Origin of the sequence: Mycobacterium sp. DL440 (assembly GCF_011745145.1) — a bacterium.
GTDB lineage: Bacteria > Actinomycetota > Actinomycetes > Mycobacteriales > Mycobacteriaceae > Mycobacterium.
In genome coordinates, this window is the sequence record NZ_CP050191.1 from 2,645,068 (window position 1) to 2,671,119 (window position 26,052).

The 26,052-nt window shown below is 66.6% G+C and carries 27 protein-coding genes and 2 pseudogenes; 10 read left to right on the forward strand and 19 right to left on the reverse strand.

The window, feature by feature from the left end; genetic code table 11:
- Positions 1 to 105: 105 nt before the first annotated feature.
- The 11 genes and pseudogenes from HBE63_RS12800 to lon form a co-directional block, all read right to left on the reverse strand.
- The gene (locus tag HBE63_RS12800) at positions 106 to 1,344 is read right to left on the reverse strand and encodes an NAD(P)/FAD-dependent oxidoreductase (protein ID WP_166905081.1); all 1,239 of its coding nucleotides are present in this window, start codon (positions 1,342 to 1,344) and stop codon (positions 106 to 108) included.
- A gap of 11 nt (positions 1,345 to 1,355) precedes the next feature.
- Positions 1,356 to 2,090, reverse strand: coding sequence for a DUF72 domain-containing protein (locus HBE63_RS12805; RefSeq protein WP_166905082.1), 735 nt, complete (start codon positions 2,088 to 2,090; stop codon positions 1,356 to 1,358).
- A 9-nt stretch (positions 2,091 to 2,099) separates the two neighbouring features.
- Positions 2,100 to 2,672 (reverse strand): hypothetical protein, encoded by a 573-nt coding sequence (locus HBE63_RS12810; protein ID WP_166905083.1) that lies wholly within the window; start codon positions 2,670 to 2,672, stop codon positions 2,100 to 2,102.
- A gap of 94 nt (positions 2,673 to 2,766) precedes the next feature.
- Positions 2,767 to 3,018 (reverse strand): hypothetical protein, encoded by a 252-nt coding sequence (locus HBE63_RS12815; protein ID WP_166905084.1) that lies wholly within the window; start codon positions 3,016 to 3,018, stop codon positions 2,767 to 2,769.
- Positions 3,018 to 3,884, reverse strand: a complete 867-nt coding sequence (locus HBE63_RS12820; RefSeq protein WP_208301357.1) for an oxygenase MpaB family protein — start codon at positions 3,882 to 3,884, stop codon at positions 3,018 to 3,020. The genes HBE63_RS12815 and HBE63_RS12820 overlap by 1 nt, the downstream gene beginning before the upstream one ends.
- A 14-nt stretch (positions 3,885 to 3,898) precedes the next feature.
- Positions 3,899 to 4,123: a hypothetical protein gene (locus HBE63_RS12825; protein WP_166905085.1), complete on the reverse strand. Its 225-nt coding sequence runs from the start codon at positions 4,121 to 4,123 to the stop codon at positions 3,899 to 3,901.
- A gap of 69 nt (positions 4,124 to 4,192) precedes the next feature.
- Complete coding sequence (locus HBE63_RS12830; RefSeq protein ID WP_166905086.1) at positions 4,193 to 4,525, reverse strand: TfoX/Sxy family protein; 333 nt, start codon at positions 4,523 to 4,525, stop codon at positions 4,193 to 4,195.
- Position 4,526: 1 nt separating this feature from the next.
- Complete coding sequence (locus tag HBE63_RS12835) at positions 4,527 to 4,916, reverse strand: nitroreductase/quinone reductase family protein (protein ID WP_166905087.1); 390 nt, start codon at positions 4,914 to 4,916, stop codon at positions 4,527 to 4,529.
- A gap of 19 nt (positions 4,917 to 4,935) precedes the next feature.
- Entirely contained in the window at positions 4,936 to 6,366 is a 1,431-nt protein-coding gene (cycA, locus tag HBE63_RS12840) for a D-serine/D-alanine/glycine transporter (protein WP_166905088.1), read from the reverse strand.
- A gap of 62 nt (positions 6,367 to 6,428) precedes the next feature.
- Positions 6,429 to 6,770 (reverse strand): annotated as a pseudogene (locus HBE63_RS12845) (glycerol acyltransferase); the annotation flags it as partial.
- 205 nt (positions 6,771 to 6,975) lie between these two features.
- On the reverse strand, positions 6,976 to 9,303 hold the full coding sequence (gene lon, locus HBE63_RS12850) for an endopeptidase La (RefSeq protein WP_166905089.1): 2,328 nt from the start codon (positions 9,301 to 9,303) through the stop codon (positions 6,976 to 6,978).
- A gap of 243 nt (positions 9,304 to 9,546) precedes the next feature.
- Here lon and HBE63_RS12855 point away from each other — a divergent pair, with 243 nt between their 5' ends.
- Positions 9,547 to 10,473, forward strand: coding sequence for an NADP-dependent oxidoreductase (locus HBE63_RS12855; protein ID WP_166905090.1), 927 nt, complete (start codon positions 9,547 to 9,549; stop codon positions 10,471 to 10,473).
- Positions 10,474 to 10,505: 32 nt separating this feature from the next.
- Complete coding sequence (locus HBE63_RS12860) at positions 10,506 to 10,706, forward strand: hypothetical protein (RefSeq protein ID WP_166905091.1); 201 nt, start codon at positions 10,506 to 10,508, stop codon at positions 10,704 to 10,706.
- Here the strand turns inward: HBE63_RS12860 and HBE63_RS12865 are convergent.
- Together HBE63_RS12865 and HBE63_RS12870 are read right to left on the reverse strand one after the other, a co-directional pair.
- On the reverse strand, positions 10,693 to 12,240 hold the full coding sequence (locus HBE63_RS12865) for a molybdopterin-dependent oxidoreductase (protein WP_243858624.1): 1,548 nt from the start codon (positions 12,238 to 12,240) through the stop codon (positions 10,693 to 10,695). The two genes, HBE63_RS12860 and HBE63_RS12865, sit on opposite strands and share 14 nt — an antisense overlap.
- Before the next feature lie 77 nt (positions 12,241 to 12,317).
- Positions 12,318 to 13,313, reverse strand: coding sequence for an esterase family protein (locus HBE63_RS12870; protein ID WP_166905092.1), 996 nt, complete (start codon positions 13,311 to 13,313; stop codon positions 12,318 to 12,320).
- Positions 13,314 to 13,440: 127 nt separating this feature from the next.
- Here HBE63_RS12870 and HBE63_RS12875 point away from each other — a divergent pair, with 127 nt between their 5' ends.
- Positions 13,441 to 13,788, forward strand: coding sequence for a DUF1810 family protein (locus HBE63_RS12875; RefSeq protein WP_166905093.1), 348 nt, complete (start codon positions 13,441 to 13,443; stop codon positions 13,786 to 13,788).
- Here the strand turns inward: HBE63_RS12875 and HBE63_RS12880 are convergent.
- From HBE63_RS12880 to HBE63_RS12890, 3 genes are read right to left on the reverse strand one after another with little or no spacing between them, the layout of a single operon-like run.
- The gene (locus HBE63_RS12880) at positions 13,772 to 15,079 is read right to left on the reverse strand and encodes an alpha-amylase family glycosyl hydrolase (RefSeq protein ID WP_166905094.1); all 1,308 of its coding nucleotides are present in this window, start codon (positions 15,077 to 15,079) and stop codon (positions 13,772 to 13,774) included. The two genes, HBE63_RS12875 and HBE63_RS12880, sit on opposite strands and share 17 nt — an antisense overlap.
- Positions 15,072 to 15,551 carry a nucleoside deaminase gene (locus tag HBE63_RS12885; RefSeq protein WP_166905095.1) on the reverse strand — a complete coding sequence of 160 codons (480 nt, stop codon included), beginning with the start codon at positions 15,549 to 15,551 and terminating at the stop codon, positions 15,072 to 15,074. Before HBE63_RS12885 ends, HBE63_RS12880 begins: the two co-directional genes overlap by 8 nt.
- 36 nt (positions 15,552 to 15,587) lie before the next feature.
- On the reverse strand, positions 15,588 to 17,174 hold the full coding sequence (locus tag HBE63_RS12890) for a hypothetical protein (RefSeq protein ID WP_243858719.1): 1,587 nt from the start codon (positions 17,172 to 17,174) through the stop codon (positions 15,588 to 15,590).
- Between the two features lie 161 nt (positions 17,175 to 17,335).
- Here HBE63_RS12890 and HBE63_RS12895 point away from each other — a divergent pair, with 161 nt between their 5' ends.
- Positions 17,336 to 17,965 (forward strand): PaaI family thioesterase, encoded by a 630-nt coding sequence (locus tag HBE63_RS12895; protein ID WP_166905097.1) that lies wholly within the window; start codon positions 17,336 to 17,338, stop codon positions 17,963 to 17,965.
- Here HBE63_RS12895 and HBE63_RS12900 read toward each other — a convergent pair.
- Positions 17,962 to 19,983 (reverse strand): FUSC family protein, encoded by a 2,022-nt coding sequence (locus HBE63_RS12900; RefSeq protein WP_166905098.1) that lies wholly within the window; start codon positions 19,981 to 19,983, stop codon positions 17,962 to 17,964. The two genes, HBE63_RS12895 and HBE63_RS12900, sit on opposite strands and share 4 nt — an antisense overlap.
- An 85-nt stretch (positions 19,984 to 20,068) precedes the next feature.
- Between HBE63_RS12900 and HBE63_RS12905 the strand changes: the two genes are divergently transcribed.
- Complete coding sequence (locus HBE63_RS12905) at positions 20,069 to 20,812, forward strand: EthD domain-containing protein (RefSeq protein ID WP_166905099.1); 744 nt, start codon at positions 20,069 to 20,071, stop codon at positions 20,810 to 20,812.
- Between the two features lie 37 nt (positions 20,813 to 20,849).
- Complete coding sequence (locus tag HBE63_RS12910) at positions 20,850 to 21,605, forward strand: enoyl-CoA hydratase/isomerase family protein (protein WP_166905100.1); 756 nt, start codon at positions 20,850 to 20,852, stop codon at positions 21,603 to 21,605.
- Here the strand turns inward: HBE63_RS12910 and HBE63_RS12915 are convergent.
- Complete coding sequence (locus tag HBE63_RS12915) at positions 21,602 to 21,817, reverse strand: bacterioferritin-associated ferredoxin (protein WP_166905101.1); 216 nt, start codon at positions 21,815 to 21,817, stop codon at positions 21,602 to 21,604. The genes HBE63_RS12910 and HBE63_RS12915 overlap by 4 nt on opposite strands.
- Positions 21,817 to 22,452, reverse strand: coding sequence for a fatty-acid--CoA ligase (locus tag HBE63_RS12920; RefSeq protein WP_166905102.1), 636 nt, complete (start codon positions 22,450 to 22,452; stop codon positions 21,817 to 21,819). Before HBE63_RS12920 ends, HBE63_RS12915 begins: the two co-directional genes overlap by 1 nt.
- Before the next feature lie 242 nt (positions 22,453 to 22,694).
- On the opposite strand from HBE63_RS12920, the gene bfr reads away from it, so the two are divergent.
- The 4 genes and pseudogenes from bfr to HBE63_RS31920 form a co-directional block, all read left to right on the forward strand.
- On the forward strand, positions 22,695 to 23,174 hold the full coding sequence (gene bfr, locus HBE63_RS12925) for a bacterioferritin (protein ID WP_166905103.1): 480 nt from the start codon (positions 22,695 to 22,697) through the stop codon (positions 23,172 to 23,174).
- Positions 23,175 to 23,320: 146 nt separating this feature from the next.
- Positions 23,321 to 25,378: an MDR family MFS transporter gene (locus HBE63_RS12930; protein ID WP_166905104.1), complete on the forward strand. Its 2,058-nt coding sequence runs from the start codon at positions 23,321 to 23,323 to the stop codon at positions 25,376 to 25,378.
- Between the two features lie 42 nt (positions 25,379 to 25,420).
- Positions 25,421 to 25,903: a carboxymuconolactone decarboxylase family protein gene (locus tag HBE63_RS12935; protein WP_166905105.1), complete on the forward strand. Its 483-nt coding sequence runs from the start codon at positions 25,421 to 25,423 to the stop codon at positions 25,901 to 25,903.
- Positions 25,904 to 25,957: 54 nt separating this feature from the next.
- Positions 25,958 to 26,041: pseudogene (locus HBE63_RS31920) on the forward strand (VOC family protein); the annotation flags it as partial.
- Positions 26,042 to 26,052: the final 11 nt, after the last annotated feature.

Below are 26,052 nucleotides of genomic sequence, written 5' to 3' on the forward strand. Positions count from 1 at the left end.
TGATACCTGCACGTGTCTCATGCACGTTAGCGTGTACCCCGGACCGCGCGAGAATGTTGTTGTGCTGCACGGTATTCGCCCGCCGGGCAGGCGTGGCGCCCGCAGCTACCGGGTGGGCAACGGCTGCGACGGGTCGGCGATGCGATCTGGATCCACCGGGGCGCCCGATCGGATCAGCGCCTTGACGTCGTCAAGGACGTCCCACACGTTGACATTCATCCCCGCCAGTACGCGGTTGTCGGCGTCGAGCCAGAAGGCCACGAACTCGCGCCCAGCAACGTCGCCGCGGAAAACCACCCGCTGATATTCGGGGGCGTGGCCCACATATTCCATTCCGAGGTCGTACTGATCGGTGAAGAAATAGGGCAGTTCTGAGTATTCCCGGGCGGATTCCGGGCCCGAGCCCAACATGCCCGCGACCGCCACCGCGGGCTGCTTGAGCGCGTTGGCCCAGTGCTCGGTGCGGATCCGGACCCCGAACAGCGGATGCTGCGCGGCCGCGATGTCGCCCACCGCGTAGATGTCGGGATCGCTGCTGCGCAGCGACGCGTCGACGAGCACTCCGCCGTCGGCGATGGCCAGCCCGGCCTGTTCGGCGAGCCCGATGTTCGGTGCCGCGCCGACGGCGATCAGTACCGCGTCCGCGGCGACGGTCGAGCCGTCCCCGAGCCGTAGTCCGGTGGCGGTGCCGTTGTCGGTGGTGACCTCCTTCACCGACTGGTCCAGTCGCAGATCGACGCCGTGCTCGCGGTGCAGATGCGCGAACACCTCACCCACCTCGGCGCCCAGGGCGGCCAGCAGCGGAAGGTGTGCCGACTCGACGACCCTGACGTTCACATCGCGGTCGCGCGCACCGGCGGCGACTTCCAGTCCGATCCATCCGGCTCCCACGATGGCCAGTGTCGAACCGGGGGTCAACGTCGCGCTCAGGGCCTCGGCGTCGTCGATAGTGCGCAGATAGTACACACCAGCGGCGTCCGATCCTGGGATCGGTGGCCGACGTGACGAGGACCCGGTGGCCAGCAGCAGCTTGTCGTAGCCGACGGTGGTGCCGTCTGGCAGCGAGAGCGTGTGCTCGGCGGCGTTGACGGCACTGACTTCGGTTCCCAGTCTCAGGTCGATGTTGTGGTCGCGGTACCAGGACGCCGGATCGGTGGTGAAGTCGCCGAGTTTCTTCTTGCCCGCCAGATATTCCTTGGACAGCGGCGGCCGCTCGTAGGGCAGGTGGTCCTCGGCGGAGAACAGCACGACATGGCCGTCAAAGTCGTTGTCCCGCAGTGCTTCAGCGGCCTTGGCTCCGGCCAGGCCACCGCCGACGATCGCGATTGTGGACGACGTTGTCATGTCGATCCAGCCTACTCGCCCGCGACCAACAGCCTCAGCTTTCGGGCGTTGCGCACTGCGTGACCACCGAGATCGTTGTTGAAGTACACGACGACGCGGTGGTTGTCGCGGTCCCACCGGCGGACGCGCTGTGCCCACCGGTGCAGCTCGTCGTCGGAGTACGAACCGGCATACATGCGGTTGTGGTCGTCGCCCGGGCCGTGCATGCGGACGTAGACCAGGTCGCTGGTGGTCACCGGACGACAGGTCAACCCGGGACCGCTCATCACGACGTAGGCGGCGCCGAAGCGTTCCAACAGCCGGAACACGGAGGGCTTGTGCCACGACGGGTGTCGCAGTTCCATCGCCACCCGGACCTCGCGGGGGAGTTGCAACAGGAAATCGGCCAGTAGTGTGTCGTCGCGCTCGAGGGCGGGGTGAAGCTGGACCAGCAGGGCTTCGTTGTGGGGGCCCATCAGTTGCCAGTACTGCTCGAACCGTGGGGTCCAGGGCTCCGGTGATCGCAGCCGCCGGTAGTGGGTCAACCCGCGGTGCGCCTTGACCGACATGGTGAAACCTTCGGGCATCTGGTCGCGCCACCCGGTGAACGTCGTATCGGTGGGCCAGCGGTAGAAGCTGCCGTTGAGTTCCACGGTGTCGAACTCACCGACGTAGTGGGCCAGCCTCGCATTCGCCCGGGTACCCCGCGGATAGAGCACCCCGGTCCAGTGGTCGTACGACCAGCCCGAGGTGCCGATCCTGATCATCTGCCATCGCTAGGGGACGTCGGTGTAGTGCAGGGTGTAGCCCTCGGCGGAGAACGTGAAACCTCGGCCCGTCACCTCCCGCACGCAGGACACCCCGGACTGCTCCTGGACGTTGCAGCGGAAACCCGCCACCGCGAGCACCTTGCCGAACGGCAGCACGACTGCGGCCGATTGCGTGAAATCCGGCTGCGCGAGGTTGGCGAAATGCGCGTCGGCATCCCGGTCGAGAACCAGCGCATTCGGTGCTGCGCTCCCGCCAGTGGCATCGGGCACGGTCTCGGGGGCGCCCGTCACGCTCATCGTCGAGGCGCCACCCGCCGGTTGGCACCCGGCGCGGTCGCGAGGCAGGATCGCGCACTGCCAGCGCCCACTCGGGGTGCTGAAGTAGTAACCCTTGCGACCGTTGACCTCGATGGCGTATTCGGCGGCGTTGACCAGGTTCGCGGTCCCGAACTGCGGCGGCGGTGCGGTGCTGCTCGTGGGCGGGGGTGCGGCGGCATCGTCGGTGTTGACGACGGTTCCCGACGCGCATCCGGTGAGCGCAGCGGCGGCGGCGGCAACTACGACGAGGCAAGCCTTCACGACGCAAGACCCTAGCCAACTGTCGCGGCGGCGGGAACGGTAGCGTCGACTTACCGTGACTCCCGACGTGCGCCCGGCCGCGCGGCTGCTGCGCTCACGTCGCAACGCACACATCGGCGCCCAGTAGCAGGACCGGCCACAGCAGCGTCACCTGGCCGAAGGCCACCAGATCGGCGCCGGCCGGAAACTTGGTCAGCAGGCTCGACTCGATCAACTGCACCTGTTCGGGATGGAAGAACGTCCAGACCAGTCCGATTACCAGGTAGGGCAGGGCCAGCCACATCAAGGTCTCGAGCATCTGCTCGACGCTGACCCGGTGGCCCAGGATCCGCTGGATCCGGTTCATCAGATCAGCGCCTTGTCGGCCGCCGTCCGCCGGCGCACGTCGGCAAGCAGCAGATAACTGCCGCCCTGGCGGATGAACACCGGCAGGAACCGGTTGCCGAATACCACGGCCAGGAACAGCCATTCGAACAATCGCTGCCGGCCCCGGCCCCAACCGAAGCCGACGGCTTCTCGGAACACCGGCGCCAGAAATCCGGTGGTCAGGAATTTCAGCAGCGGCCGGAACGGTATTCGCAGCAGCGGGTTGATCATCCGCAGGTCCACCAGATCGTGCAGATACCGCCTGACGACGTCGTCCATCTGGACCCGCCTGCACTCGGTGTCCCAATAGGTGTCGAAATCGGACCGCGTCGGCGGCCACTGCTGCTCGCTGACCTGAAGAGTGGTGCCCAGCGTGGCGGCGGATTGATAGAACTGCTCGGCCTGCGCGTCGGTCATCTGGCCCCGCAGCAGTTGATAGACATCTTCGAGCCCGACGAACAGGCAGGCGGCCACCCACATCTGCAGGTCGCGGTCGAAGGCGTTGTACTGCACGGGACTTGCCGGGCCGGACCGGACCTGCCGGTGTGCCACGTCGACCGCATCGCGGAACGCCGCCCGGTCCTCGGAATTGCCGAGGATCGCGACCGCCAGATAGCTCAAGGTGGTGCGGGCGCGTTTCCATGGATGCTTGAGCAGATTGCCGGAATCCACGGTGCTCTCCACAACGCCGTAGCCGACGCCGGGTGCGGACAGCTGCATGATCACGTTGGCTGCGCCCGCGGCGAAGCCCCAGAGGTCCATCGCATCGGCGATGGTGACGTCGTCGTCGGACCAGCGCGCGGTGCGCCGAGTGATCGAGATCCGGTTGGCGGGGATGGAATTCATGTGGAGTCTCCCCGTCAGTTCATGCACACGTTGGTGAACAGCAGGACCGGCCAGGACACGATGGAGCCCAGGAAGGACACCACGGCGTCGGCACCGTGCATTCCGGCCAGGTGGCTGGTGTGGGTGAGCGACCAGATCAGGCCGATGAGCAGATAGGGGACCGCGAGGATGATGGCGGTTCCGATCCACTCGGCGATGGTCATCTGGAAGCCGAGAATCTTGCGTACTGCGGTCAACATGTGAAGTGCGCCCCCGTCGTTGTCAGACGGCTTCTATGTTAATGGTGATTCTCACCGGCGTCCCGGAAACTATTTGGGCGGCAGGCTCTTGGCGTAGTCGATACCGCGGGCGACCCACGTTTGGAGCTGGCGTCTGGTCTTGATGCCCGGGCCCGCGATCCGCAGCCATCCCCGCATCTCCCGGCCACCCATGACCATCGGCTCGACATGGGCACGCTGCAGCAGTGTGTCGCTGTCGGCCCGCGCGACCCGCACCATCAGGCCGCCCTCGCGGCTGGCCGCGACGGCCATGTTGCCGTTGATCAGGAACGCCAACCCACCGAACATGCGCTTCTCGTCGAGACCGCTCTCGGTTGCCGTCAATTCGCGGATACGGTCGGCCAGATCGGCGTCGAAGGCCATGTCAGTCGAGGTCGATGCGGAGGGTGAGCAGATCGCTGCCCATGGCGCGGACCACCGCGCTGTTGAGCGTCGGCAGCTCTGTCAGTCTTGCGACCGGGTCGTCGTCGGGCAGCAGGTGCGCCGTCCCCGTCCGCCAATGCCCGTTGATCCGGAGCCGCACAGCGGGATTGGCCTTGATGTTGAGCACGTAATGGGACCGGTCGCCGTGCTCGGAGACCATCCAGAACTGATCGCCGATCACCCGGCCGCCCACGGCGGTGTGCCGCGGTTGGCCGGATTTGCGGCCGACGGTCTCCAGCATGGTGACGGGCAGCTGGCGCCCGACCGGGTTGACGATGCGGCGTTGGGCGCCGTGGACGATGCGTCGCTTCAGATCACGAAGATCCACCATGACGCAACCCTAGCGACCGTCAGTCAGAATCCTTCGACTCGAGATCGGCGTGGAAGGCGGCTTCGCGGGCCAGATGTCCGGGGCGACGCCGCAGCACCAACCAGGCGATACCCAGAACCAGGAACCACGCCGGCGTCACCAGTTCGGCCTGCAGGGTGTCTGCCTTCTGGGTGAACGCCCACAGCAGGAAGGCGAAGAAGGCCAGGACGACGTAACACATCACGACACCGCCGGGCATCTTGAACTTCGACGCCTCGTGCAGTTCCGGCCGGCGTTTGCGGTACACGAGGTAGCTGACCAGGATGATCGTCCAGACGAAGATGAAGCACAGCGACGAGATGGTGGTGACCAAGGTGAACGCCGCGACGATCGAGTCGCCGGCAGCAACCATGACCACGCCGGTCAGCAGGAACACCCCCGACAGGAACAACGCGTTGGCGGGCACGCGCCGGGAGGTGAGCCGGCCGAACAGGGTGGGTGCGTCACCTTCGGTGGCCAGGCCGTAGACCATCCGGGAGGTCGAATAGATGCCGGAGTTGGCTGACGACGTCGCCGAGGTGAGCACCACGAAGTTGACCACCGACGCGGCGATTCCCAGGCCCGCGAGGCTGAACATGGCCACGAACGGGCTGAGGCTGGGGTCGATCTCGCGCCACGGTGTGACCGCGATGATGATGGTCAGAGCGGCGACATAGAAGAGCATGACGCGCACGGGGATCGAGTTGATCGCCTTGGGCAGGTTGCGTTCCGGGTCCTTGGCCTCGGCGGCGGTGGTGCCCACCAACTCGATTCCAACGAATGCGAAAGTCGCGATCTGGAACCCGGCCACGAATCCCATTGGGCCGGTGGGGAAGAAGCCGCCGTCGTTCCACAGGTTGGCGAAGGATGCTTCGGCGCCCGTGGGTGCCTTGAAGTGGGTGAAGATCATCACGAGGCCGATGACGATCAACGTCACGATCGCGACGATCTTGATCAAGGCGAACCAGAACTCGGTCTCACCGAAGGCCCGCACGGTCGGCAGGTTCAGTCCGATGAGCACCACGACCGTGGCCAGTGCCGGTATCCACAGCGGCAGGTCCGGCCACCAGAAGGACACGTACCCAGCGATCACCACGACGTCGGCGACACCGGTGACGATCCAGCAGAACCAGTATGTCCAGCCGGTGAAGAACCCCGCCCACGGGCCGAGCAGGTCTGCGGCGAAATCCGCGAACGACTTGTAATGCAGGTTGGACAGCAGCAATTCGCCCATGGCCCGCATGACGAAGAACAGCATGAAGCCGATGATCATGTAGACGAAGAGCACCGACGGGCCGGCCAGCGAAATGGTCTTGCCGGAACCCATGAACAGGCCCGTTCCGATCGCTCCGCCGATCGCGATCAGCTGGATGTGCCGGTTCGACAGCTGACGGGAAAGGTGCCGTTCGTCCGTGGATGTATCTGACGTCACACCGTGAAGGATTGCAGGCGGGGAGATGACGGCTGCAGCCAGCCCGGCAATTTCCTCGGCTGCTAACCCAATATCGGGAACCGGCGATGTGAGGCGAGCCGGTTCAGGGCCGTCTGCATGACTTCTCGGATATGCGAGTCGACGACGCCGACATCGGGATCGGCGCCGAACCGTGCGGTGATGTCGATCGGAGGCAGGACCTCGGTGACGACTTTGGTCGGCAGGGGCAGGTTGGGCGGCACGATCGGGACCCCGGCGGCGAGCGCGGTGCGGACGTATCCGGTTCGCCCGTTGAAGTCGATGGTGTTCGCCTCGGCGGTGGGGCGGTAGGCGTCGTAATCCCCGCCGGGAAACACCAGTACGACCGCGCCGGAATGCAGGGCCGCCGCGGCGTTCTCACCACTTCGCGATCGGACCCGCCAACGACTTCACCTGCTGTGTGACGACAGCGTCCCATTGGTCGAGCTCGGTTTCGTCCATGGGCGCTCCCGTCGTTGGGTCGGACAAGGGGTACCCAGGCTGCTGTCCGTCGTATCGCCCTCACACCAAGACGTCCGCCGTGATGACTTCGGGCGTCACCACGGCGGACGTCTGTCGGCGCAGCGGTTGTTACGCGGCGGCCGTCGCCGCCTCTCGGGCCGGCTCCAGCGCCGCCACGAGGATGTCGGCCACGTCGGTCATGGGCCGAACGTCGAGCACCGCCAGCACTTCAGTGGGCACGTCGTCCAGATCGGGTTCGTTGCGCGCCGGGATGAACACCGTCCTCAGGCCCGCACGTTGCGCCGCCAGCAGCTTCTGCTTGACGCCGCCGATCGGCAGTACCCGGCCGTTCAGCGTGACCTCACCGGTCATACCGACATCGCCGCGCACCTGTCGACCGGTGGCCATGGACACCAGTGCGGTCACCATGGTGACGCCGGCCGAAGGACCGTCCTTCGGAACCGCACCCGCGGGGACGTGCACGTGGATCTGGCGGTCCAGTGCCAACGGGTCGACGCCCAACTGCTCGGCGTGGGCCCGCACGTAGGACAGCGCGATCTGCGCCGATTCCTTCATGACGTCGCCCAGCTGACCCGTCAGCTTCAGGCTCGGTTCGCCGTCGTTCCCGTTGGCCTCGATGTAGAGCACATCGCCGCCCAGGCCCGTGACGGCCAGGCCGGTCGCCACACCCGGCACCGCGGTGCGCTCGTCGGACTCGGGGGTGAACCGTGGACGACCCAGGTACTCGACGAGATCGGGCTCGTCGATCGTGATCGGTGCACCGGCACCGGCCAGCTTCGTCGTGACCTTGCGCAGCGCCTTGGCCAGCAACCGCTCGAACTGCCGAACGCCTGGCTCGCGGGTGTAGTCCGCAGCGATCTTGCGCAACGCCGCGTCCGTCACCGCCACCTCGGAATCGGTCAGCGCCGCACGCTCGGCCTGCCGGGGCAGCAGGAAGTCCCGGGCGATGGCGACCTTGTCGTCCTCGGTGTAACCGTCGATCTGCACCAGTTCCATCCGGTCCAGCAGAGCGGACGGGATGTTCTCGATGACGTTGGCCGTCGCCAGGAACACCACGTCGGACAGGTCCAGGTCGAGATCCAGGTAATGGTCGCGGAACGTGTGGTTCTGCGCGGGATCCAGCACCTCCAGCAGTGCGGCCGCCGGATCGCCCCGGTAGTCCGAGCCCACCTTGTCGATCTCGTCCAGCAGCACAACGGGATTCATCGAACCTGCTTCGCCGATGGCCCGCACGACGCGACCCGGCAGTGCGCCGACGTAGGTACGCCGGTGGCCACGGATCTCGGCCTCGTCACGCACACCGCCCAGGGCGACGCGCACGAACTTGCGACCCAATGCGCGGGCCACGGACTCGCCCAGCGAGGTCTTGCCGACCCCGGGCGGACCGGCCAACACCATCACGGCACCCGAACCGCGACCGCCCACGACGGCCATGCCGCGCTGGGCGCGGCGGGCCCGGACGGCCAGGTATTCGACGATGCGGTCCTTGACGTCGTCCAGTCCGTGGTGGTCGGCGTCCAGAATTTCGCGAGCGCCCTTGAGGTCGGTCGAGTCCTCGGTCCGCACGTTCCACGGCAGGTCGAGCACGGTGTCCAGCCAGGTCCGGATCCAGCCGGCTTCGGGGCTCTGGTCGCTGGAGCGTTCCAGCTTGCCGACCTCACGCAGGGCGGCTTCGCGGACCTTGTCCGGCAAGTCGGCGGCCTCGACCCGCGCCCGGTAATCATCGGACCCCTCCGGTTCGCCCTCGCCGAGTTCCTTGCGGATGGCGGCCAGTTGCTGGCGCAGCAGGAATTCCTTCTGCTGCTTGTCCATCCCGGCTCGGACGTCATCGGCGATCTTGTCGTTGACCTCGACCTCGGCCAGGTGCTCGCCGGTCCACTGGATGAGGTTGCTCAGGCGCGTCGCTGTGTCCTCGGTCTCCAGGAGCTGACGCCTCTGCACGTCGGTCAGGTACGAGGCGTAGCCGGCTGTGTCGGCCAGGGCGGACGGGTCGGTGATCTTGTTGACCACGTCGACGATCTGCCAGGCTTCGCGCCGCTGCAGCATGGCCAGCAGCAGCTTTTTGTATTCGGCTGCCAGGGCCTTGGTTTCCTCGGTCGTGGAATCTGCGGTGTCGGCGGCTTCTTCCACCTCGACCCACAGGGCCGCGCCCGGTCCGGTGGTTCCGGAACCGATGTGCGCGCGGCGTTCACCCCGGACGACGGCGGCTTCCGCGCCGCCGGGCATGCGCCCGACTTGCACGATCGATGCGATCACCCCGTGGGTGGGATAGCGATCGTCCAGGCGAGGCGCGATCAGCAGCTTGCCGGATTCGCTGGCCTGAGCGGCATCGACCGCCGTGCGGGCGGCATCGTCGAGTTCGACGGGCACCACCATTCCGGGCAGCACGATCGGCTCGCTCAAGAACAGGACGGGCACTGCGATTGGTTCAGGCATCAAAACCTCCAAAGTTCAGTCTGATGCGCTCAACCTTGCTGGGGTCAGGTTTGTTCCCGGTGCATCCGGTGTTGGAGTTCGCCGTAAGTGAACGACAGTTAGGCGGCGCGTTTGTTGATCACGATGTGGATTTCGCGGGTGAGTATCCGCAGGCCGCCGGATAGCGGCGGCGCCAAGTCTCGCTGCTGGAATGTTTTCGGGGCCGGCGCGGTCGTAGGAGGTGCGGATGAAGGAGAAACGATCATGAGCAAGGCAGTGCAATTCGATGAATACGGCGAGATCGACGTCCTGCAGGTCCGTGACGTGCCGCGGCCGGTTCCGGCCGCAGGCGAGGTACTCGTGGAAGTGCGTGCCGCGGGCATCAACCCCGGCGAGGCGATGATCCGTCGTGGCGCGCTGCACGACCGGTTCCCCGCCACCTTTCCCTCAGGGCAGGGCAGCGACCTCGCGGGCGTGGTGGCTGAGCTCGGACCGGGAGTGAGTGGGTTCGACGTCGGTGACGAGGTGCTCGGATTCACCGACGAGCGCGCCAGCCATGCCGAATACGTGACCGCGCCCGCTGCCCAGCTGGCCCTCAAACCGCCCGCCTTGCCGTGGGAGGTCGCCGGATCGCTGTATGTGGTGGGTGCCACCGCCTACGCGGCGGTGCGCGCCGTGCGGCTACAACCCGGGGACACCGTGGCGATCGCGGGGGCTGCCGGTGGTGTCGGCGCCATCGCGGTGCAGCTTGCCAGGCGCGCCGGTGCCACCGTTCTCGGTGTCGCCGGATCCGCGAACGATGAGTGGCTGACAGCGCACGGCGCCATACCGGTCAATTACGGCGACGATCTGGCCGCCCGGCTCCGCGCAGCATCCCCGTCGGGTCGCGTCGACGCCTTCCTCGATTTCTTCGGCGGCGGCTACGTGAAGCTGGCCGTCGACGAGTTGGGCGTCGCTCCCGAACGCGTCGACACCATCATCGATTTCCCGGCCATCGAGGAATTCGGTGTGCAGGGTGCCGGCAATGCCGAGGGGGCGGACATCGCGATCATCACAGAGTTGGCGGAGCTCGCGGCCAACGGGGAACTTGACGTGCCAATTGCCGGAGTGTTCGCCCTCGACGATGTCCGGGCGGCGTACACCGCGCTGGAAAAGCGCCACACCAGAGGGAAATTGGTGCTGCGACCGTGACGGAAGACGTCTGCGCGACGTAGCATCCAACCATGAACAGGGGATACGTCGTGACGTTCGCGGTCGGTGGGATCGTGGCGCTGTTCGGCCTCATCTGGGCGCTGCAGGGATTCGGTGTGTTGCAGGGCAGTCCGATGAGCAACACCGTCACCTGGTCGGTCATCGGCCCGATCACCGCGGTGGTCGGCGTCGTGATCGCGGCATTCAGCTGGCGCAGACTCAGGCGACGGTGAAGTTCACCGAATGCCAACCGGTGGCGCCGTCGGGCACGGTAGGGGCCTCGTCTGACGTCTGTACCGCTCCGGTGTTGTCGGTGGCCCGCACCGCGATGGTGTGGTTGCCCGGGCCGGCCGCCTGCCAGGGCAAGCTCCACAGCCGCCACGTCTGGTCGGAATAAGCGGCGCCGAGCTGCGCGGGTTGCCATGGGCCGTCGTCGATTCGGACCTCGACGCCCCTTACGCCGCGATTCTGCGCCCAGGCCACACCACCGAACGTGGTCGGGCCCGCCGCCACCCGCTGACCTCGCTTCGGTACGTCGATGCGCGACTCGGTCTTGATCGGGCCCCGCGCGGCCCAGCCCTGTCTGGTCCAGTACGCCTCGGCCCGGTCGAAGCGGGTCAATTCCAGGTCGGTGACCCACTTGGTGGCCGACACGTAGCCGTAGAGTCCGGCCACCACCAACCTGGCCGGGTAGCCGTGCTCAACGGGAAGCGGCTGCCCGTTGAGGCCGATGGCCAGCATCGCGTCGCGGCCATCGTTGAGGGCGTCGACCGGGGTGCCCACGGTGAATCCGTCCACTGAGGTCGACAACAACATGTCCGCACCCGGGTCCACGGCCGCCGCGCGTAGCAGGTCGGTAAGTCGATACCCGGTCCACAACCCATTCGAGATCAGGTCGCCACCAACCGGATTCGATACACAGGTCAGCGTTACGACCTTCTCGACGGCTTCGAACTGGGCCAGATCGTCGAAACTGTAGGTGATCTCGCGGCCCACCATGCCGTGAATGCGCAGCCGCCAGGTGTCACGACTCAGCTGCGGAACGCTGAGCGCGGTGTCCACCCGGTAGAAGTCAGCGCCGTCGGTGATGAAACTCGGCAACGCAACGTTTTTCGGCTGGGCTTCGGACGGTATCGGGGGAGCCGGCACGCGCGGTCGAGGTATCACGGACGTGTCGCGTTCCGCCGCGACCGAACTGGTCACCCGGCCGACAACGACACCGAGAAGTCCGGTTGCCGCCCCGAAACCGAGCAGGCCGGCGGTGGTCAACCACATCCGCCTGGTGGTGTCGACCCGCTCGGCATCGTCATCCGGGGTGGTCCAGAGACGCTGTACGAACAGGCGCAGTACTGCCACCCCACATGCGGTGCCCACCACCGTGGGAACGACGTCGAGCGTTGTTGCGCCGGGCCGCGAGAGCACGGCCGCGCAAGCGATCAGTCCGGCGGCGACGAAGATCGCGCTGCCGGTCGGGCGGTGCCGGGTTTCATATGTCGCGGCGAGGGCGGCGGTGGTGGCGATCACCACCAGCACGACGACGGCGAGGAACAGCTTGTCCAGGCTGCCCAGGGCTTGAATCACCCATTCCTTGACCGGACCTGGTGTCAGGTCCACGATCGCCGATCCGACAGCGTTGCGCGGATCGGCCGGTGCCCCAAACGGAATGCTGAGGAGTTGAGCGATGCCGAGAGAGACCGCGGCGGCAGCAATCCCGCCGAGCATCCGTGCGTTCGGCGAAGAACTCGACGAGGACGAGGACTGAGCCATCGTCACCAACGTACCCCGCGCACAAGGCAGGGAGCCTGCCGTTGGGGTGACGACAGGCTCCCCGGGTGGGTGGATCTCTAGGTGGTGGCTTGTGCGCCGAGCACCCGCTGGATGTCGGGCTTCATCTGCTGCAACTGCTGTCCCCAGTAGCCCCAGGCGTGGGTGCCGTTCGCCGGGAAGTTGAACACCCCGTTGGTGCCGCCGGCGGCGATGTAGTTGTCGCGGAAGGTGACGTTGGTGCGCAGCGTCAGCCCTTCGAGGAACTGGGCCGCCATCAGGTTGCCGCCGTTGGTCCCGGTGTCGAGGTCCGACGGGGTACCGGTGCCGCAGTAGATCCAGATGCGGGTGTTGTTGGCGACCAACTGGTTGATGTTGACCATCGGGTCATTGCGCTTCCAGGCCGGGTCGGTCGACGGGCCCCACATGCTCTCGGCGTTGTATCCGCCGGCGTCGTTCATCGCCAGACCGATCAGCATCGGCCACCAGCCCTCGGACGGGTTCAGGAAGCCCGAAAGCGTTCCGGCATAGATGAACTGCTGCGGGTGATGGATCGCGTAGGTCAGCGCCGCGCTGCCCGCCATCGAGATTCCGACGACGGCGTTGCCGGTCTGCGACACGCCGCGGTTGGCCGCCAGCCAGGTCGGCAGTTCGCTCGTCAGGAAAGTCTCCCACTTGTAGGTGTAGTCCTGACCGTTGCCCTTCGACGGCTGGTACCAGTCGGTGTAGAAGCTGGACTGTCCGCCGACCGGCATGACCACCGACAGGCCGGAATCGTTGTACCACTCGAAAGCGGGGGTGTTGATATCCCAGCCGTTGAAGTCGTCCTGGGCGCGCAGGCCGTCAAGCAGGTAGACCGCGTGCGGTCCGCCGCCCTGGAACTGGACGCGGATGTCACGGTTCATCGACGGCGAGAACACGTCGAGGTATTCGACCGGCAGACCAGGCCGGGAGAATGCGCCAGCGGTCGCCGAACCTCCTGCGAAACCGATCAGCGCGGGCAGGGTAGCGGCTGCCATTGCCGCAGCTGCCAGTCGGCGCGTCCACGCTCCGCGAATCTTGTTGAGGAACTTCATAACGGCAACCAACCGTCCTTTCTGCACGTGTTCCAAGCAGTTTGCCGCTTGCCTCGGTAGTCAAACATGTGCCACATCAGTCACACGCGTAACAACACCGCTCGCGCTTATCGCGGTTGGCTAACGATTGGAACTCGGCGCCGAGACCGGAGTTGCCGGTGTGGTGGGCCTCGGTCGTACCTCGACGGCCGACCATTACGGCATCGGGTCCTTGCAGGAGGCCGGCGCCTACCTGGCCCACGACGTTCTGGGGCCACGGCTGTGGGAGTGTGTTCGGCTGGTTGCGCAGGTCGACGGGCGGTCGGCCGAGCAGATCCTCGGCTGGCCGGACTGCCTCAAGGTCCGCTCGTCCATGACGCTGTTCGCCGCGGCCGCCTACCCCTCCGAGCGAGCCGACTTCCAGACTGTGCTGGACAAGTTCTATGACGGTCTCGGGGATCCGCTGACCCTCGAAATACTCAGTGCGGCTGAATGATCAGCCATCCGTGCGGAGGAATCTCGGTGTGGTTGATGTCGTCCTGCGGTGGGGCGCCCGAACCCGCGATCACCCGGCCCGACGGCACCCCGAGGTCCGGTAGCGACAAGGGCAGCGGTGCGTCGTCGATGTTGAGTGCGACGATCAGGGACTCGGCGCCGGCGCCGGTCCGGTATACGTAGCCGGTGTTGGTCAGCAGTAGGGGCGCAGTCCGCGCCGTGTGCAGCCACGGATGGCGCCGGCGTAATCCGATCAGGTGCCGGTGCAGTCGCAGTGCATCCGAATCATCTGGTGCAGTGGTGAATTCCGGCCGCACGGCATCGTCGCCACCGCGGCGCTCCTCCTTGATCCCGCGGTAGCCCGACTCGTCGCCGGCGTAGATGCTCGGGGTTCCGCCCGTCGTCAGCAGCAGTACCAGCGCGTGCTCGAGGTGCGCGGCATTCTGCAACTGACTGGCGATCCGGGTCACGTCATGGTTGCCCACGAAGGTCAGCGGTACGAACGTGCCGAGAAAGTCGTTGTGCCGCTTCAGCGCCCAGTCCAGTTCGTGGAAGTTGCCGTCGTTGAGGCTGCTCCAGATCGCCTTCCACAACTCGTACTGGGTCGCCGAGTCGAAAGTGGCGGCGCGGACCGTCGCGGAATAGTCGCCGTGGATGACCTCCCCGACGAACCAGGCGTCGGGGAACTCTCGGCGCACCGACGGCAACACCTGCGCCCAGAAACGGTCGGGCACCGCGTAGGCGGCGTCGAGTCGCCAACCGTCCGCGCCGCGGCTCAACCAGTGCCGCAGCACGGTGCCGGTGTAGTCCACCACCTCGGGCTCATCGTGGTTGAGCGCGATCAGCTCACCGTGCCCTTCGAATGTGTCGAACCGAGAGGCGTTGCCGCTGCGCCGAAACCAGCGGGACGCAGGATGATCGGGGCCACCGTCGACGACCTGTCGGTACCGGTCGAAGTCGGTGCCCACATGGTTGAACACCCCGTCGAGCAGGATGCGCAGCCCGCGCTGTCGGGCCTCGGCCACCAGGTGATCGAAGTCGTTTTCGTCACCCAGGCGGGGGTCGATGCGGAAGTGGTCGGTGGTGTCGTAGCCGTGGGTTCGTGACGCGAAGATCGGCCCGAGCGCGATGCCGGACGCGCCCAGTTGTACAGCGTGATCCAGCCATCCGACGATCCGGCGCAGCCGATGTTCGTCGGCTGACGGCGCCTGGTCCGCAGGAAACGCACCGACAAAGCCCAGTGGATAGACCTGCCACCAGATGGCATGCGCGATCCACGCCGGCTCAGGCACGAAACTTCGCCGCGTACAGGTCTTTCATGGTCTCGGCCAGTTCGGTCGCCGGCCCGTCCACCTCGAGGCCGGGCGCCACGGTGGTGATCGGCAGTGCGGCGACCGGAGCGGCCGGCACACCCCATTCGGACAGCCAGCCCACCAGCTGCTCCGACGAGGTGGCGTAGACGATCCGGCCCAGCCCGACCCAGGCGTGCGCGGCAGAGCACATCGGGCAGTGCTCACCGGAGGTGTACACCGTGGCGTGGGCGCGATCCTGGGGGCTCAGGTGCTCGACGGCCCAACGGGCGATGGCGAATTCTGGATGCTGGGTGGCATCGCCGTCCTTGACCCTGTTGCGGTCGGCGAACACCGTGGTTCCGGTGTGATCGACGAGGATCGATCCGAAGGGCTCGTCACCGTCGTCCAGCGCTTCGCGGGCCAACTCGACACATCTGCGCAACCGACCGAGGTCGTTCTCGCTGATAGCCACGCGGGTGAGTTTACGCCCGGGGCGATGCCGGACGGATCAGTCGCGGCCACAGCAGGCGTTCGTCACCTGCAGGCGGCACGCGCAGGAGGCCTGCACCGCGATGTCGGCGCGGGCCTGGGCCAACTCCAGTTGCTGCCCGATGATCACAGCCTCGGCGTCGCGGCCCAGCCGACGGAGGCACTCGTGATAGCCGTGCAGGCTCCACACGTTGTTCGGATGGTGGCTGGACCGGCTGAGTGTCGGATCCAGGCCCAGGTCGGCCGCGTAGACACGGGCGGCCTCGTCGACGTGGCCCTGTTCGAGCAGCAGTGCGCCGTAGGCGTGTCTGGTCGGTTGCATCCACCCCCACGGTTCGTCATACGGCAGGGCGTCGTCGAGTGCGATGGCCCGGCGAAGGTAGGTGAAGGCGGTAGTGTAATCGCCCTCCCGGTAGGCGATTTCACCGTGCAGCATCTGTTCGGCGATGGCCAGGATGTCCAGGCTGGTGTTGTTGAACAGGTAGCGCGTGTCGGGGATGTTGCGGTAGGCCGCAAGGAAGCCCTCCAGCTCGGTGCGGGCCAGCTGCACCTGTCCTTTGGCCGCGTATGCGACGCCCCGGCCGTAGTGGATGGTCGCGGTGGTGGTGCAGTACAGCTCGGGATCGGCGGGCAGCGGTTCGGCGATCAGGTCGTCCCACCGGCCGAACCGCACCAGCACATGCACCCGCAACGGGACAAAGGCTTCCAACCAGTCCGCCATCGGTGGTGAGGCGACCGAGAGCAACTCAGGGGTGAGTTGGGCGGCCAGTTCCTCGGCCGCGTCCAGCGCGATCTGCGGACTGCCCTCGAACATCGCCGAATACACCACGAAATGCAGGTCGTGCGCGCGGTAGAGCGAATAGAAGTTCAGAGCGCCCTCGCGTGCGACGAACTTTCTGTCAGCCCGTACCGCGGCGAGATTGGCGGCCACCGAGTTGCGGTAGTCGCCGCACAGCACGTCGATGTGGCTGGCCATGTGTTGCAGGTGCCCGGCGTCGGGCACCAGCCCGCGCAACAGATCCGCGGCGGGTAGGGCGGCCTGCGGCGTCGTCGACATCTCCATCGCGTGGATGTACAGGTGCAATACTCCGGGGTGTTGCCGTCCGGCGGCGGTGGCCAGCGCTCCGTCGAGGATCCGTTTCGCTTCCACCACAAGAGATCCCGGGGCCGGCTCACCGGTGCGGCCGTCCCACAGTGCCCACGCGGTCACGTTGAGGAGGGCATCGGCAGCCAGTGTCTGGACATCGATGTCCTCGGGATGGGCCGCGGCCAGCGTCGCCATCGCATCGGCATAGGCGGCGTGCCCGGCGGTCAGGGCCTCGGCGTCGTCGGGGTCGGCCGTCGGAAATCGCTTGTGCAGGGCGGAGATCAGGTCGCGCTCGAGCGCGGATGCCCGGCCCGTCGCAGCCCGCCCCAATTCGGCCCGGGCCCGGGCCAGCGAGGTGCTCAGGTCGGCCGGATCGAAGGCGTCCCAGGCTTTGTTGTAGTTGGGGCCGACCGCGTAGGCGATGCCCCACCGGGCGAGGGCGAAGTCCGGGTCGAGATGCAGGGCACGCTCGAAGCACCGGATGGCCTCTTCGTGGTTGAAGGCATACGACCAGACCATGCCGCGGTCGAACCAGACCTGGGCCGCGGGCGAGGTCGTGTCCGTCGGCCGGTGATAGGACCCGAGCCGGTAATACGGTTCGGTCTGGGCGGGATCCGTCACGGTGCCGACGCTACCCGGGTGGCTCGACACCGGCGCGTCGAACGTGTTCTAGTGCTGGGATGCCGGGTTACACCCATGTGGAGGGTCTCAGTTCCGCGGACGTGCAGCGTCTGCGGTCGGTGTGGGCGCCGCTGGCAGGTTCGGTGCGCGCGCTCATCGATGCCTCCATCCGTTCGGAGGTGGACGCCGAGGAGGTCGCGGCAGTACGGGCCCAGATCGACGACGCGACCGCGCGGTTGCGGGCCAAACAGATCGACGGCCCGTTCGGCGTGCGCTTCACGTCCGACGGTGACCGGATGCCGTGGGGCAACCCGGCAATCGGCATCCGCAATCCGATCGCACCGCCCCTGGTGATGGTGAAGGACCCCGACGGCGGGGTGCGAACCGATTTTCACCTGGGCGCGCCCTACGAGGGGCCGCCCGGGCACGTCCATGGCGGCATGGTCGCGATGGTGCTCGATCACGTGCTGGGGGAGGTGGCTGCCAGCGATTCGGATCGCCCGCGGTTCACCGGCACCCTGACCATCCGTTATCTGCGGGCCACCCCGCTGGGCGATCTGCACGCCGAGGGGCAGATCACCCGCACGGACGGGATCAAAGCCTTTGCCTCCGGCCATGTTTCCGACGCCCAAGGAATTACCGCCGAGGCCGAAGGGGTGTTCATCCTGCCGAAATGGGCGCGGGGCTAGCGCGAATCACCTGCGGGTTCCACCCGATCGATCGCGATGTCCTGCAGGCTGCGGGTGATCGTGGTCAGTTCGCCGATCAGAATGCGCGCCGCGCCGTTGTCGGCCGACAGCGTCGATGCCACGTTGTGCACCCGCCGCAGCGCGGTCGACAGCTCGGCAGTGTCCAGGCTCCACGGCACCGCGGGGCTCGGTGGTGCGCCGCGCAGGGCCTCCACGTAGTCGTCCACCGCAGCGATGAACTCGCCGTGCAGGGCCGACGAGGGGTGCGTCGGCAAGCTGTTCTCCAGCGTGGTGCAGGCGCTGGTCACCGAATTCAGCGCGGTGCGGTAGGTCCGCAGCCAGCGCCGCAGGACCGGGGGTTCCAGGCTGGTGGCGCCCCACGCCGCCTCGAATGCCGCGCGGGCCCGGAAGGCCCGTTGCCAGGCCGCCGACAGGATCTCGGCCGGGTGGTCGATTTCGTGCACGAATGCCTTGATCACCAGTGCGGCGTAGTCGATCTCGGTCATCAGCAGTTCCCCGGCGCGCTGGCGCAGCCGGATGAGGGCGTGGTCGGGCAGTGCCACGTGGGCCATCACGGCCAGGGTGCCGCCGATCAGCACGGCGAACAGTCGGTCGGCGTTGCCCGACCAGGGGGCGGACGCGCTCACCCCGACCGCGAACATGACGATCGCGCCCACTGCCGCGCCGACCGCGAGATAGCCGAACTGCGCCACGCCATAGGCCAGTCCCACGAACACCAGCGCGCAGATCGCCGAACCGATCGGGCCGGGTTGCCACACCAACGTGAGGATCGAGGCGACGATGATGCCGACGCCGAGGCCGGCCATGCGTCCGGCGCACCGCGTGTAGGTGTGCGCCGTTTCCGGCCGCAGCACCACCACGGCGGTCAAGGGCATCCAGTAGCCGTGCTCCAGCCCGCCGTAGCGGGCTGCTGCCGCCGCCAGCGCTGCCGTCACCGACAGCCGGATGGCGTGGCGCAGGATCGGTGAGGTCCAGGTCAGGTGCGAGCGGACCACGGAGGGCGCCGAGGCCAGCGAGCCGATCAGGTCGGGCCGGTGCAACTGGCCGAACCTCAGCACCGCGGCCTCGCGCAGCTGTTCGCAGAAGCGTTGTGCCAGTGCCGCTTCGGGGCCTGTCACGGCGGCACCGGCGGTGTGAACACGCACCAGCGCGTGTTCGGCGTCGCGGCGGGCGGTGTGACCGTGGTCGGCGATCGCGTCGAGCAGCACGGCCGCGGCGGTCAGCAGTTGGGGTAGTCCCGTGTCACCCTGGTTCGTGTCGTCGGTCGCGTTGTCACGGTCTGCGGTGGAGCGCAAGGAGGCCAAGGTGCCGGCGAGGCGCTCCGGGAGGCGATATCCGCCGTGGTAGGCACGTGGTCGCTGACTCACCTGACTGTCGGCGAACACCTCGCGCAGCCACGTGAGCGGAGCGTCGTCGACGGTCGCTGTGCAGTCGGCGGCGACGTTGCGGGCGTCACCGGCCAACGACTGGTAGGCCCGGGTGAGTCCGTCGCGCTGGGCGCGCCAGCGCCGCGGTGGCCACACGGCGATCAGCGTCGCCTGGACCACTCCGGCGACGATGACCAGGGTGGGTGCCAGCAGTGACTGGCCCAGCGTCGGTGCGACCGGTGGTGCCAGTACCAGCAGCGCGCTGGCCGCCGAGGCCACCAGGCCGGCGTTGGCACCCAGAGACCACTGCATGCCCGCGGCGAAGCACCACAGGGCGACCACCGCGATGAAGACGGGGCTGTGCCCTCCGGCGAGGGTGCCGAGCAGCACCGCGATGGCCAGTTCCACGGAGCCGGTGACCACCAGCGGCACCCGGCCGCCGGGGCTGCGCTGCAGCGCGATCGCACTGGCGATCACGCCACCGCCGAGTGTCCACATTGCTGTCGCGCCCGAACCCCACGCCAGGGCGACCGCAGTCACCGCCAGAACGCCGATCAGGCTTCGGACCACCGCGCCGGCGTCAGGTGTGTTGAGCCGGAGTGCGTCGGCTGCCTGCCCACCTGTGTGCACCTCACCATTCTCACTCGCAACGGGCCGCCGGTGGCACAACTGCCCACGCGTGGCGCGGATCGGTGCGCAGGTAGGTTCTCCCTTCGTGGAGAAAGTCATCGTTCTGCTACGCGACCCGCAATCGGATCAGCAGTGGTGCCAGGGGCTGCGCACGCGCGTCGCCGACGAACTGCTGGCGCTGGGGCTGCCCGGCCTGACGGTCAATGTCCGTGACGACGCGGTGCGGGAGTCGTTGATGACGCTGACGACGCTGGACCCTCCGGTGGTTGCGGTGGTCAGTCTGTGGGTCCAGCAGTATTACGGCGAGCAGGTTTCGCAGGCACTGGAAGTGCTTGCCGCCGAATGCGATTCGCTCGCAGCCTATCTGGTGACCGAATCGGTCCCGATGCGCCCGCCGGCGACCGGGGTGGGCGAGCGGACCGATGGTCTGGCCAATATCGCGCTGCTGCGCCGGCCCGTCGGCCTCGATGAGGCCACCTGGCTGCACCGCTGGCACCGCGACCACACCTCGGTGGCCATCGAAACCCAGGACACCTTCGGCTACACCCAGAACACCGTGGTGCGTGCGCTCACCGAGGACGCCCCGGCGATCGACGGCATCGTGGAGGAATTGTTCCGCCAGGAGGCGGTGTCGGACCTGCACGCGTTCTTCGGTGCGGCCGACGACGACGATCTGGCCGATCGCATGGGCAAGATGGTGGCCAGTACGGACGCCTTCGGCGCCAGCGCCAACATCGACACGGTGCCGACCAGTCGATACGTCTACTCCAGCCCGTTCGCCGGCCCGCTGGTGTACCCGGGCGACGAGAGTGGAACGTGTTCTAGTTAGGCTGCAGCGGTCACGGCGCGAACTCGAGGAGTGAGAGATGACCCTGCTGATCGAGGACAACAACCGGGTTCGCACGCTGACCCTCAACCGCCCCGACGCGCTCAACGCGTTCAACGAGGCGCTGTACGACGAGACGACGGTCGCCCTGCGTGCGGCCGCTGAGGATCCCGACGTCGCAGTGGTGCTGCTGACGGGTGCCGGCCGGGCGTTCAGTGCAGGCAACGACCTTGTCGAGATGCAGGCCCGCATCACCAACCCGGTTTTCACCCCGGGGGAGCACGGGTTCTACGGGATGCTCGAAGTGCTCGCGGACTTTCCGAAGCCGTTGATCTGTGCCGTCAATGGTGTCGGCGTGGGCATCGGCGCCACCATCCTCGGATATGCCGACCTCACGTTCATGTCGTCCTCGGCCCGGTTGAAGTGTCCGTTCACCAGCCTTGGGGTGGCACCAGAGGCGGCCTCCTCGTATCTGATGCCACGGATGCTCGGCAGGCAGGACGCCGCTTGGCTGCTGATGTCCTCGGAGTGGGTGAGCGCGGCCGAGGCCCGCGAGATGGGTCTGGTGTGGAAGGTCTGCGAGCCCGACGAGCTGCTGACCGAGGCCAGGGGATACGCAGAAATCCTTGCGGCCAAGCCGATTTCCAGCCTGATCGCCGTGAAGCAAGCCATGATGGCACCGATCCGCGACCAGATCTCTGCAGCCGTGGAGCGGGAGAAGGCGTTGTTCGTCGAACTGGTGGGCGCGGCGGCCAACGTCGACGCGCTGGCTCAGTTCGCCGATCGCAAGCGTTAGCGGGTGGCCCGCGACGGGCAACCGTTGAACTGGCTGGGGCACCCCTCGGCCGCCTGATGGGCGGCGATGATGGCGCGAATGGTGCGCCGGCAGCGTCCGCAGTCTGCGCCGGCTCCACACGCGTCGGCCACTTCTTTGGATGTGGTGGCGCCGGACTCCACGATCTCGTTGACGACTTGACTGGTCGCTCCGGTACAGAGGCAGACGAACATCAGTCGTCCTGCTCGTCGACGTTCATGATGTAGGCCAACTTGCCCACGAACAGGCTGGGGTAGGCACCGAAGCCGGCCGTGGTCATCCACTCGGCGGCCGCGTCGGGGTGGTCGATCCACTGCCGGGCGCTGATCTCGTCGGAGACCTCCTGCAGGATCATCACTTCCTGGCCGTCGTCGAGCGCCTGATAGACCCAGATCTTGCGGATGCCGCCCTGCTCGAAGCGCTCAAGACCGTCGTGCACCTTGCGCATCAAGGTGGGAACGTCGTCGACGGTGGCCACCGCTCCCACGATCACCCCGGCCACGTGCGTCTCCGGGGACGGCTCGGTCAGATCGATTTTCTCCACCACTTCGCCGCCAAATATCGGCGGGATATCTTCGACGCCGGAAATATCGAACCACTCGAAAATTGCGGGCGAACGCAGTACGTCGCGGATGGATCGGGCGTGCCGAATGCCGATCGTCACCAATACCCGGCCCGGTTCCCAAATTGATTTGTAAAGCACCACATGGTGGGCGCCGATCGACAACAGTCCGGAACGGTGTTTCCGCATCCATTTCCACATTTGGTCGACGTCGTCGACGCGGAAATCGCAGGACAGGATGAGCGAGTGTAAATCGTACTCACTCATTTGTTGCCGACCTTTCTTTCGGGGTGGGATCGCAGATTAGCGCAGTCTAACCTTAGTTAGGACAGCCAGTCCACTCTTCGTGGCCACGCCTCGGTGCGGGTGGCCCGGAAGGTGCGGCATTGCCCCATAAACACGCCGAATTGCGGGAGAATCATTGCGCCACACCGTGCTTACTGCACTAGATTGGAAGTGCACGGCAAACGGCAATACTTGACCAGCCCTCAAGGTGCTTAGGAGTGACGATGCAAGGCGATCCGGATGTTCTGAAATTGCTCAACGAGCAATTGACGAGCGAACTCACTGCAATTAACCAATATTTCCTGCACTCGAAAATGCAGGATAATTGGGGATTTACCGAACTAGCTGAACACACCCGTTCCGAGTCTTTCGAAGAGATGCGGCACGCGGAGACCATCACCGACCGAATTCTGCTCTTGGACGGGCTGCCCAACTATCAGCGGCTGTTTTCGCTACGTGTGGGTCAGACGCTTCGTGAACAGTTCGAAGCCGATCTGGCCATCGAGTACGAGGTGGTCGCTCGACTGCGCCCCGGGATAATCATGTGCCGCCAAAAAGAGGATGCGACGTCGGCGCGGATCCTGGAGACGATCCTGGGTGACGAGGAGTCTCACATCGACTACCTGGAGACTCAGCTCGAGCTCATGGAGAAGTTGGGTGACGCGCTCTATGCCGCGCAGTGCGTCTCCCGGCCGCCCCAATAAGCTCCGGTAGCTCGGCCCGTTTCAGCCGCAGCCGCCCTGGGTAGCCGGTCGTCGCCGGTTGCCCGGGGCGGCTTCGTTTGTGCTGTAACTTTCATAGCTTGCCTAACGATACAGCTGCTGAACCGGCAGGTTAGCGAAAGGAAGTCATGACGAGCCCGACAACAACCGACGAGCAGCCATCCGGCGGCGCACTGCTGAGTGTGCGCAGACGCAACCTGGTGTTCGTCGCAGTCCTGCTCGGAATGCTGCTGGCCTCGCTCAATCAGACCATCGTCGCCACGGCTCTTCCCACGGTCGTGGCGGATCTCGGCGGAGCCGGTCACCAGGCGTGGGTGGTGACCAGCTATCTCCTGGCCTCCACCGTCGTCACCGCCGTGGTGGGGAAGGTCGGTGACATCTTCGGCCGGAAAGTGGTGTACCAGACGGCCGTTCTGTGTTTCCTGGTCGGTTCGGTGCTCAGCGGTCTGTCTGGATCGATGGCGATGTTGGTGGCCGCGCGGGCGCTACAGGGGATCGGCGGCGGCGCGATCATGGTGACCTCGTCCGCGCTCATCGCTGAAGTCGTCCCGTTGCGGGACCGGGGCCGCTACCAGGGCGCGCTCGGGGCCGTATTCGGTGTCACGACCGTGGCGGGTCCGCTCCTCGGCGGATTCGTCACCGATCACCTCGGCTGGCGGTGGGCATTCTGGATCAGCATCCCCGTCGGCGTCGTCGTCCTCCTGGTCTCGGCCGCAACGATCCCGGCGCTGGCGGCTCGTGTCTCACGCCCGGTGATCGATTACGCGGGAATCGTCTGGGTGGGCCTCGGGGCGTCCGGCCTCACGCTGGCCACCAGCCTCGGCGGAGAGCTGGCATGGACCTCACCGACCATTGTCGGACTGGTCGTCGGTTCCCTGCTGGCCCTGGTGCTGTTCGTCCGGGCGGAACTCAGGGCAGCTGAACCAATTCTGCCGATGCGCCTGTTCCGAAATCCGGTGTTCTCCATGTGTTGTGTGCTGTCGCTGGTCGTCGGCTTCGCCATGCTCGGTGCGCTCACCTTCATGCCCACCTTCATGCAGTTCGTCGACGGTGTATCGCCATCGGAATCCGGGCTGCGCACCATGCCGATGGTCATCGGGCTGCTGATCACCTCGACCGTCAGCGGCAGCCTGGTGGGCCGAACGGGTCGCTACAAGATCTACCCGATCGCCGGCACGGCGATCATGCTCGTCGGCTTCGTGCTGCTGTCCCGGATGAATGCCGCGACACCGATCCCGCTGCAATCGCTGTACCTGCTCATCCTGGGCGCCGGTATCGGCATGTGCATGCAGGTGCTCGTCCTCATCGTGCAGAACACCTCCGACTTCAGCGATCTGGGCGTGGCGACTTCCGGCGTGACGTTCTTCCGGACCATCGGCAGTTCGTTCGGTGCCGCCATCTTCGGCTCGCTGTTTGTCGGATTCCTGTCGGATCGACTCCCCGGTGCGCTGGCGGCCAGCGGTGCTCCACCCGTGGCGGGCGCCTCGCCCAAGGCGCTGCACGAACTGCCGCCCGAGGTGGCCGCCCCGATCGTCAACGCCTATGCGGATGCGCTGGACCTGGTGTTCCTGTGTGCCGCGCCGGTGGCGCTCATCGGCCTGATCGTCGCGCTGTTCCTCAAAGAAGTGCCGTTGCTCGAGGCCGAGGCGACCATGGCCGCGGACCTCGGCGAAGGCTTCGGTATGCCGAGCTCCGAGTCGGCCGACCAGGTGCTGGAGACGGTGGTTAGCCGCCTGATGCGCAGTTCACCCGAGATCCGGCTGCGGAGCGTTGCCGGACGGCCCGGGTGCGAGCTCGATGTGGCGGGGCTGTGGGCGCTGCTCAAGATCTACCGGCACAGCCAGATATTCGGCTCGGCTCGTTTATCTGAAATCGCCGACCGGCTCGTCGTGCCCTTCGAGGTACTTGAGCCGACCTTCGACCGGTTGGTGCAGGACGGCTATGTGTTACGGACCGGAGACAGCCTGTGGCTGACCTCGAGCGGGCTGGAGCAGGTCGACGGCGTCTCCGCTGCGCTGGTCGGACGGATCGTCGACAAGCTGGCCGAATCGTCGACGTTCGAGGGCCGCCCGGACCGCGCCCAGGTGGAGGCTGCACTGGAGCGCATCGCCCACCGGATCGTGGTGCAGCGGGACTGGGGAGACGATCGGACCGCGGCGCTGGCCGGCCCGGGCGCCAAAAACTAGAACTTGTTCCAGAACCGCCGGATTGTGCGTACGATTCGGCCTATGAGCCGTATCGGAGAATTTCCCGACGACGACGTAGCCGGCTGGATCTTGAAGTCTCCCGAGATCGGCACCGCGATGGCCAACTTCACCAACGCGGTGTACACCAAGGGGCGGCTGCCCCTGCGGGTGCGCGAGCTCGCCCGGATGGTGATCGCGCTCGACAACGAGTGCGTGGTGTGCCAGAACACCCGCGACTCCGACGGCGTCGCGGCGGGGGTGGACGAGGATCTCTACGATCACGCCGCCGAGTGGCGGACCTGGCCGGGCTACAGCGAGCAGGAGCGGGTCGCCGCCGAGTTCGCCGAGCGCTTCGCGAGCGATCACACCGGACTGCGCGACGACGAGGAGTTCTGGGAGCGCGCGAATAAGCAGTTCGATGCCGAACTGCTCACCGACCTGGCCCTGTCGTGTGCGATGTGGCTCGGAATGGGCCGGATGCTGCGGACTCTCGACATCGGTCAGACCTGCAAGATCACGCTGTAGCGAGGGCGCTCGCGGCGCGGTTTACCCCGGCATCGTGACGGCAATACCGCTGCCATGATCGGAAGCCTTCGTTCTGTAGTGCTGGACTGCCGGGATCCTCGTGCGCTGGCCGCCTTCTACGCCGAGGTGCTCGGCGGCGACGTGGCCGC

Coding starts and splice junctions, on each gene's coding strand:
- HBE63_RS12800 (WP_166905081.1), bottom strand. CDS start 1,344: ATGACAACGTCGTCCACAATCGCGATCGTCGGCGGTGGCCTGGCCGGA.
- HBE63_RS12805 (WP_166905082.1), bottom strand. CDS start 2,090: ATGATCAGGATCGGCACCTCGGGCTGGTCGTACGACCACTGGACCGGG.
- HBE63_RS12815 (WP_166905084.1), bottom strand. CDS start 3,018: ATGAACCGGATCCAGCGGATCCTGGGCCACCGGGTCAGCGTCGAGCAG.
- HBE63_RS12820 (WP_208301357.1), bottom strand. CDS start 3,884: ATGAATTCCATCCCCGCCAACCGGATCTCGATCACTCGGCGCACCGCG.
- HBE63_RS12825 (WP_166905085.1), bottom strand. CDS start 4,123: ATGTTGACCGCAGTACGCAAGATTCTCGGCTTCCAGATGACCATCGCC.
- HBE63_RS12830 (WP_166905086.1), bottom strand. CDS start 4,525: ATGGCCTTCGACGCCGATCTGGCCGACCGTATCCGCGAATTGACGGCA.
- HBE63_RS12835 (WP_166905087.1), bottom strand. CDS start 4,916: ATGGTGGATCTTCGTGATCTGAAGCGACGCATCGTCCACGGCGCCCAA.
- lon (WP_166905089.1), bottom strand. CDS start 9,303: ATGCCTGAACCAATCGCAGTGCCCGTCCTGTTCTTGAGCGAGCCGATC.
- HBE63_RS12855 (WP_166905090.1), top strand. CDS start 9,547: ATGAGCAAGGCAGTGCAATTCGATGAATACGGCGAGATCGACGTCCTG.
- HBE63_RS12860 (WP_166905091.1), top strand. CDS start 10,506: ATGAACAGGGGATACGTCGTGACGTTCGCGGTCGGTGGGATCGTGGCG.
- HBE63_RS12865 (WP_243858624.1), bottom strand. CDS start 12,240: ATGGCTCAGTCCTCGTCCTCGTCGAGTTCTTCGCCGAACGCACGGATG.
- HBE63_RS12870 (WP_166905092.1), bottom strand. CDS start 13,313: ATGAAGTTCCTCAACAAGATTCGCGGAGCGTGGACGCGCCGACTGGCA.
- HBE63_RS12890 (WP_243858719.1), bottom strand. CDS start 17,174: ATGGTCTGGTCGTATGCCTTCAACCACGAAGAGGCCATCCGGTGCTTC.
- HBE63_RS12895 (WP_166905097.1), top strand. CDS start 17,336: ATGCCGGGTTACACCCATGTGGAGGGTCTCAGTTCCGCGGACGTGCAG.
- HBE63_RS12910 (WP_166905100.1), top strand. CDS start 20,850: ATGACCCTGCTGATCGAGGACAACAACCGGGTTCGCACGCTGACCCTC.
- HBE63_RS12915 (WP_166905101.1), bottom strand. CDS start 21,817: ATGTTCGTCTGCCTCTGTACCGGAGCGACCAGTCAAGTCGTCAACGAG.
- HBE63_RS12920 (WP_166905102.1), bottom strand. CDS start 22,452: ATGAGTGAGTACGATTTACACTCGCTCATCCTGTCCTGCGATTTCCGC.
- bfr (WP_166905103.1), top strand. CDS start 22,695: ATGCAAGGCGATCCGGATGTTCTGAAATTGCTCAACGAGCAATTGACG.
- HBE63_RS12930 (WP_166905104.1), top strand. CDS start 23,321: ATGACGAGCCCGACAACAACCGACGAGCAGCCATCCGGCGGCGCACTG.
- HBE63_RS12935 (WP_166905105.1), top strand. CDS start 25,421: ATGAGCCGTATCGGAGAATTTCCCGACGACGACGTAGCCGGCTGGATC.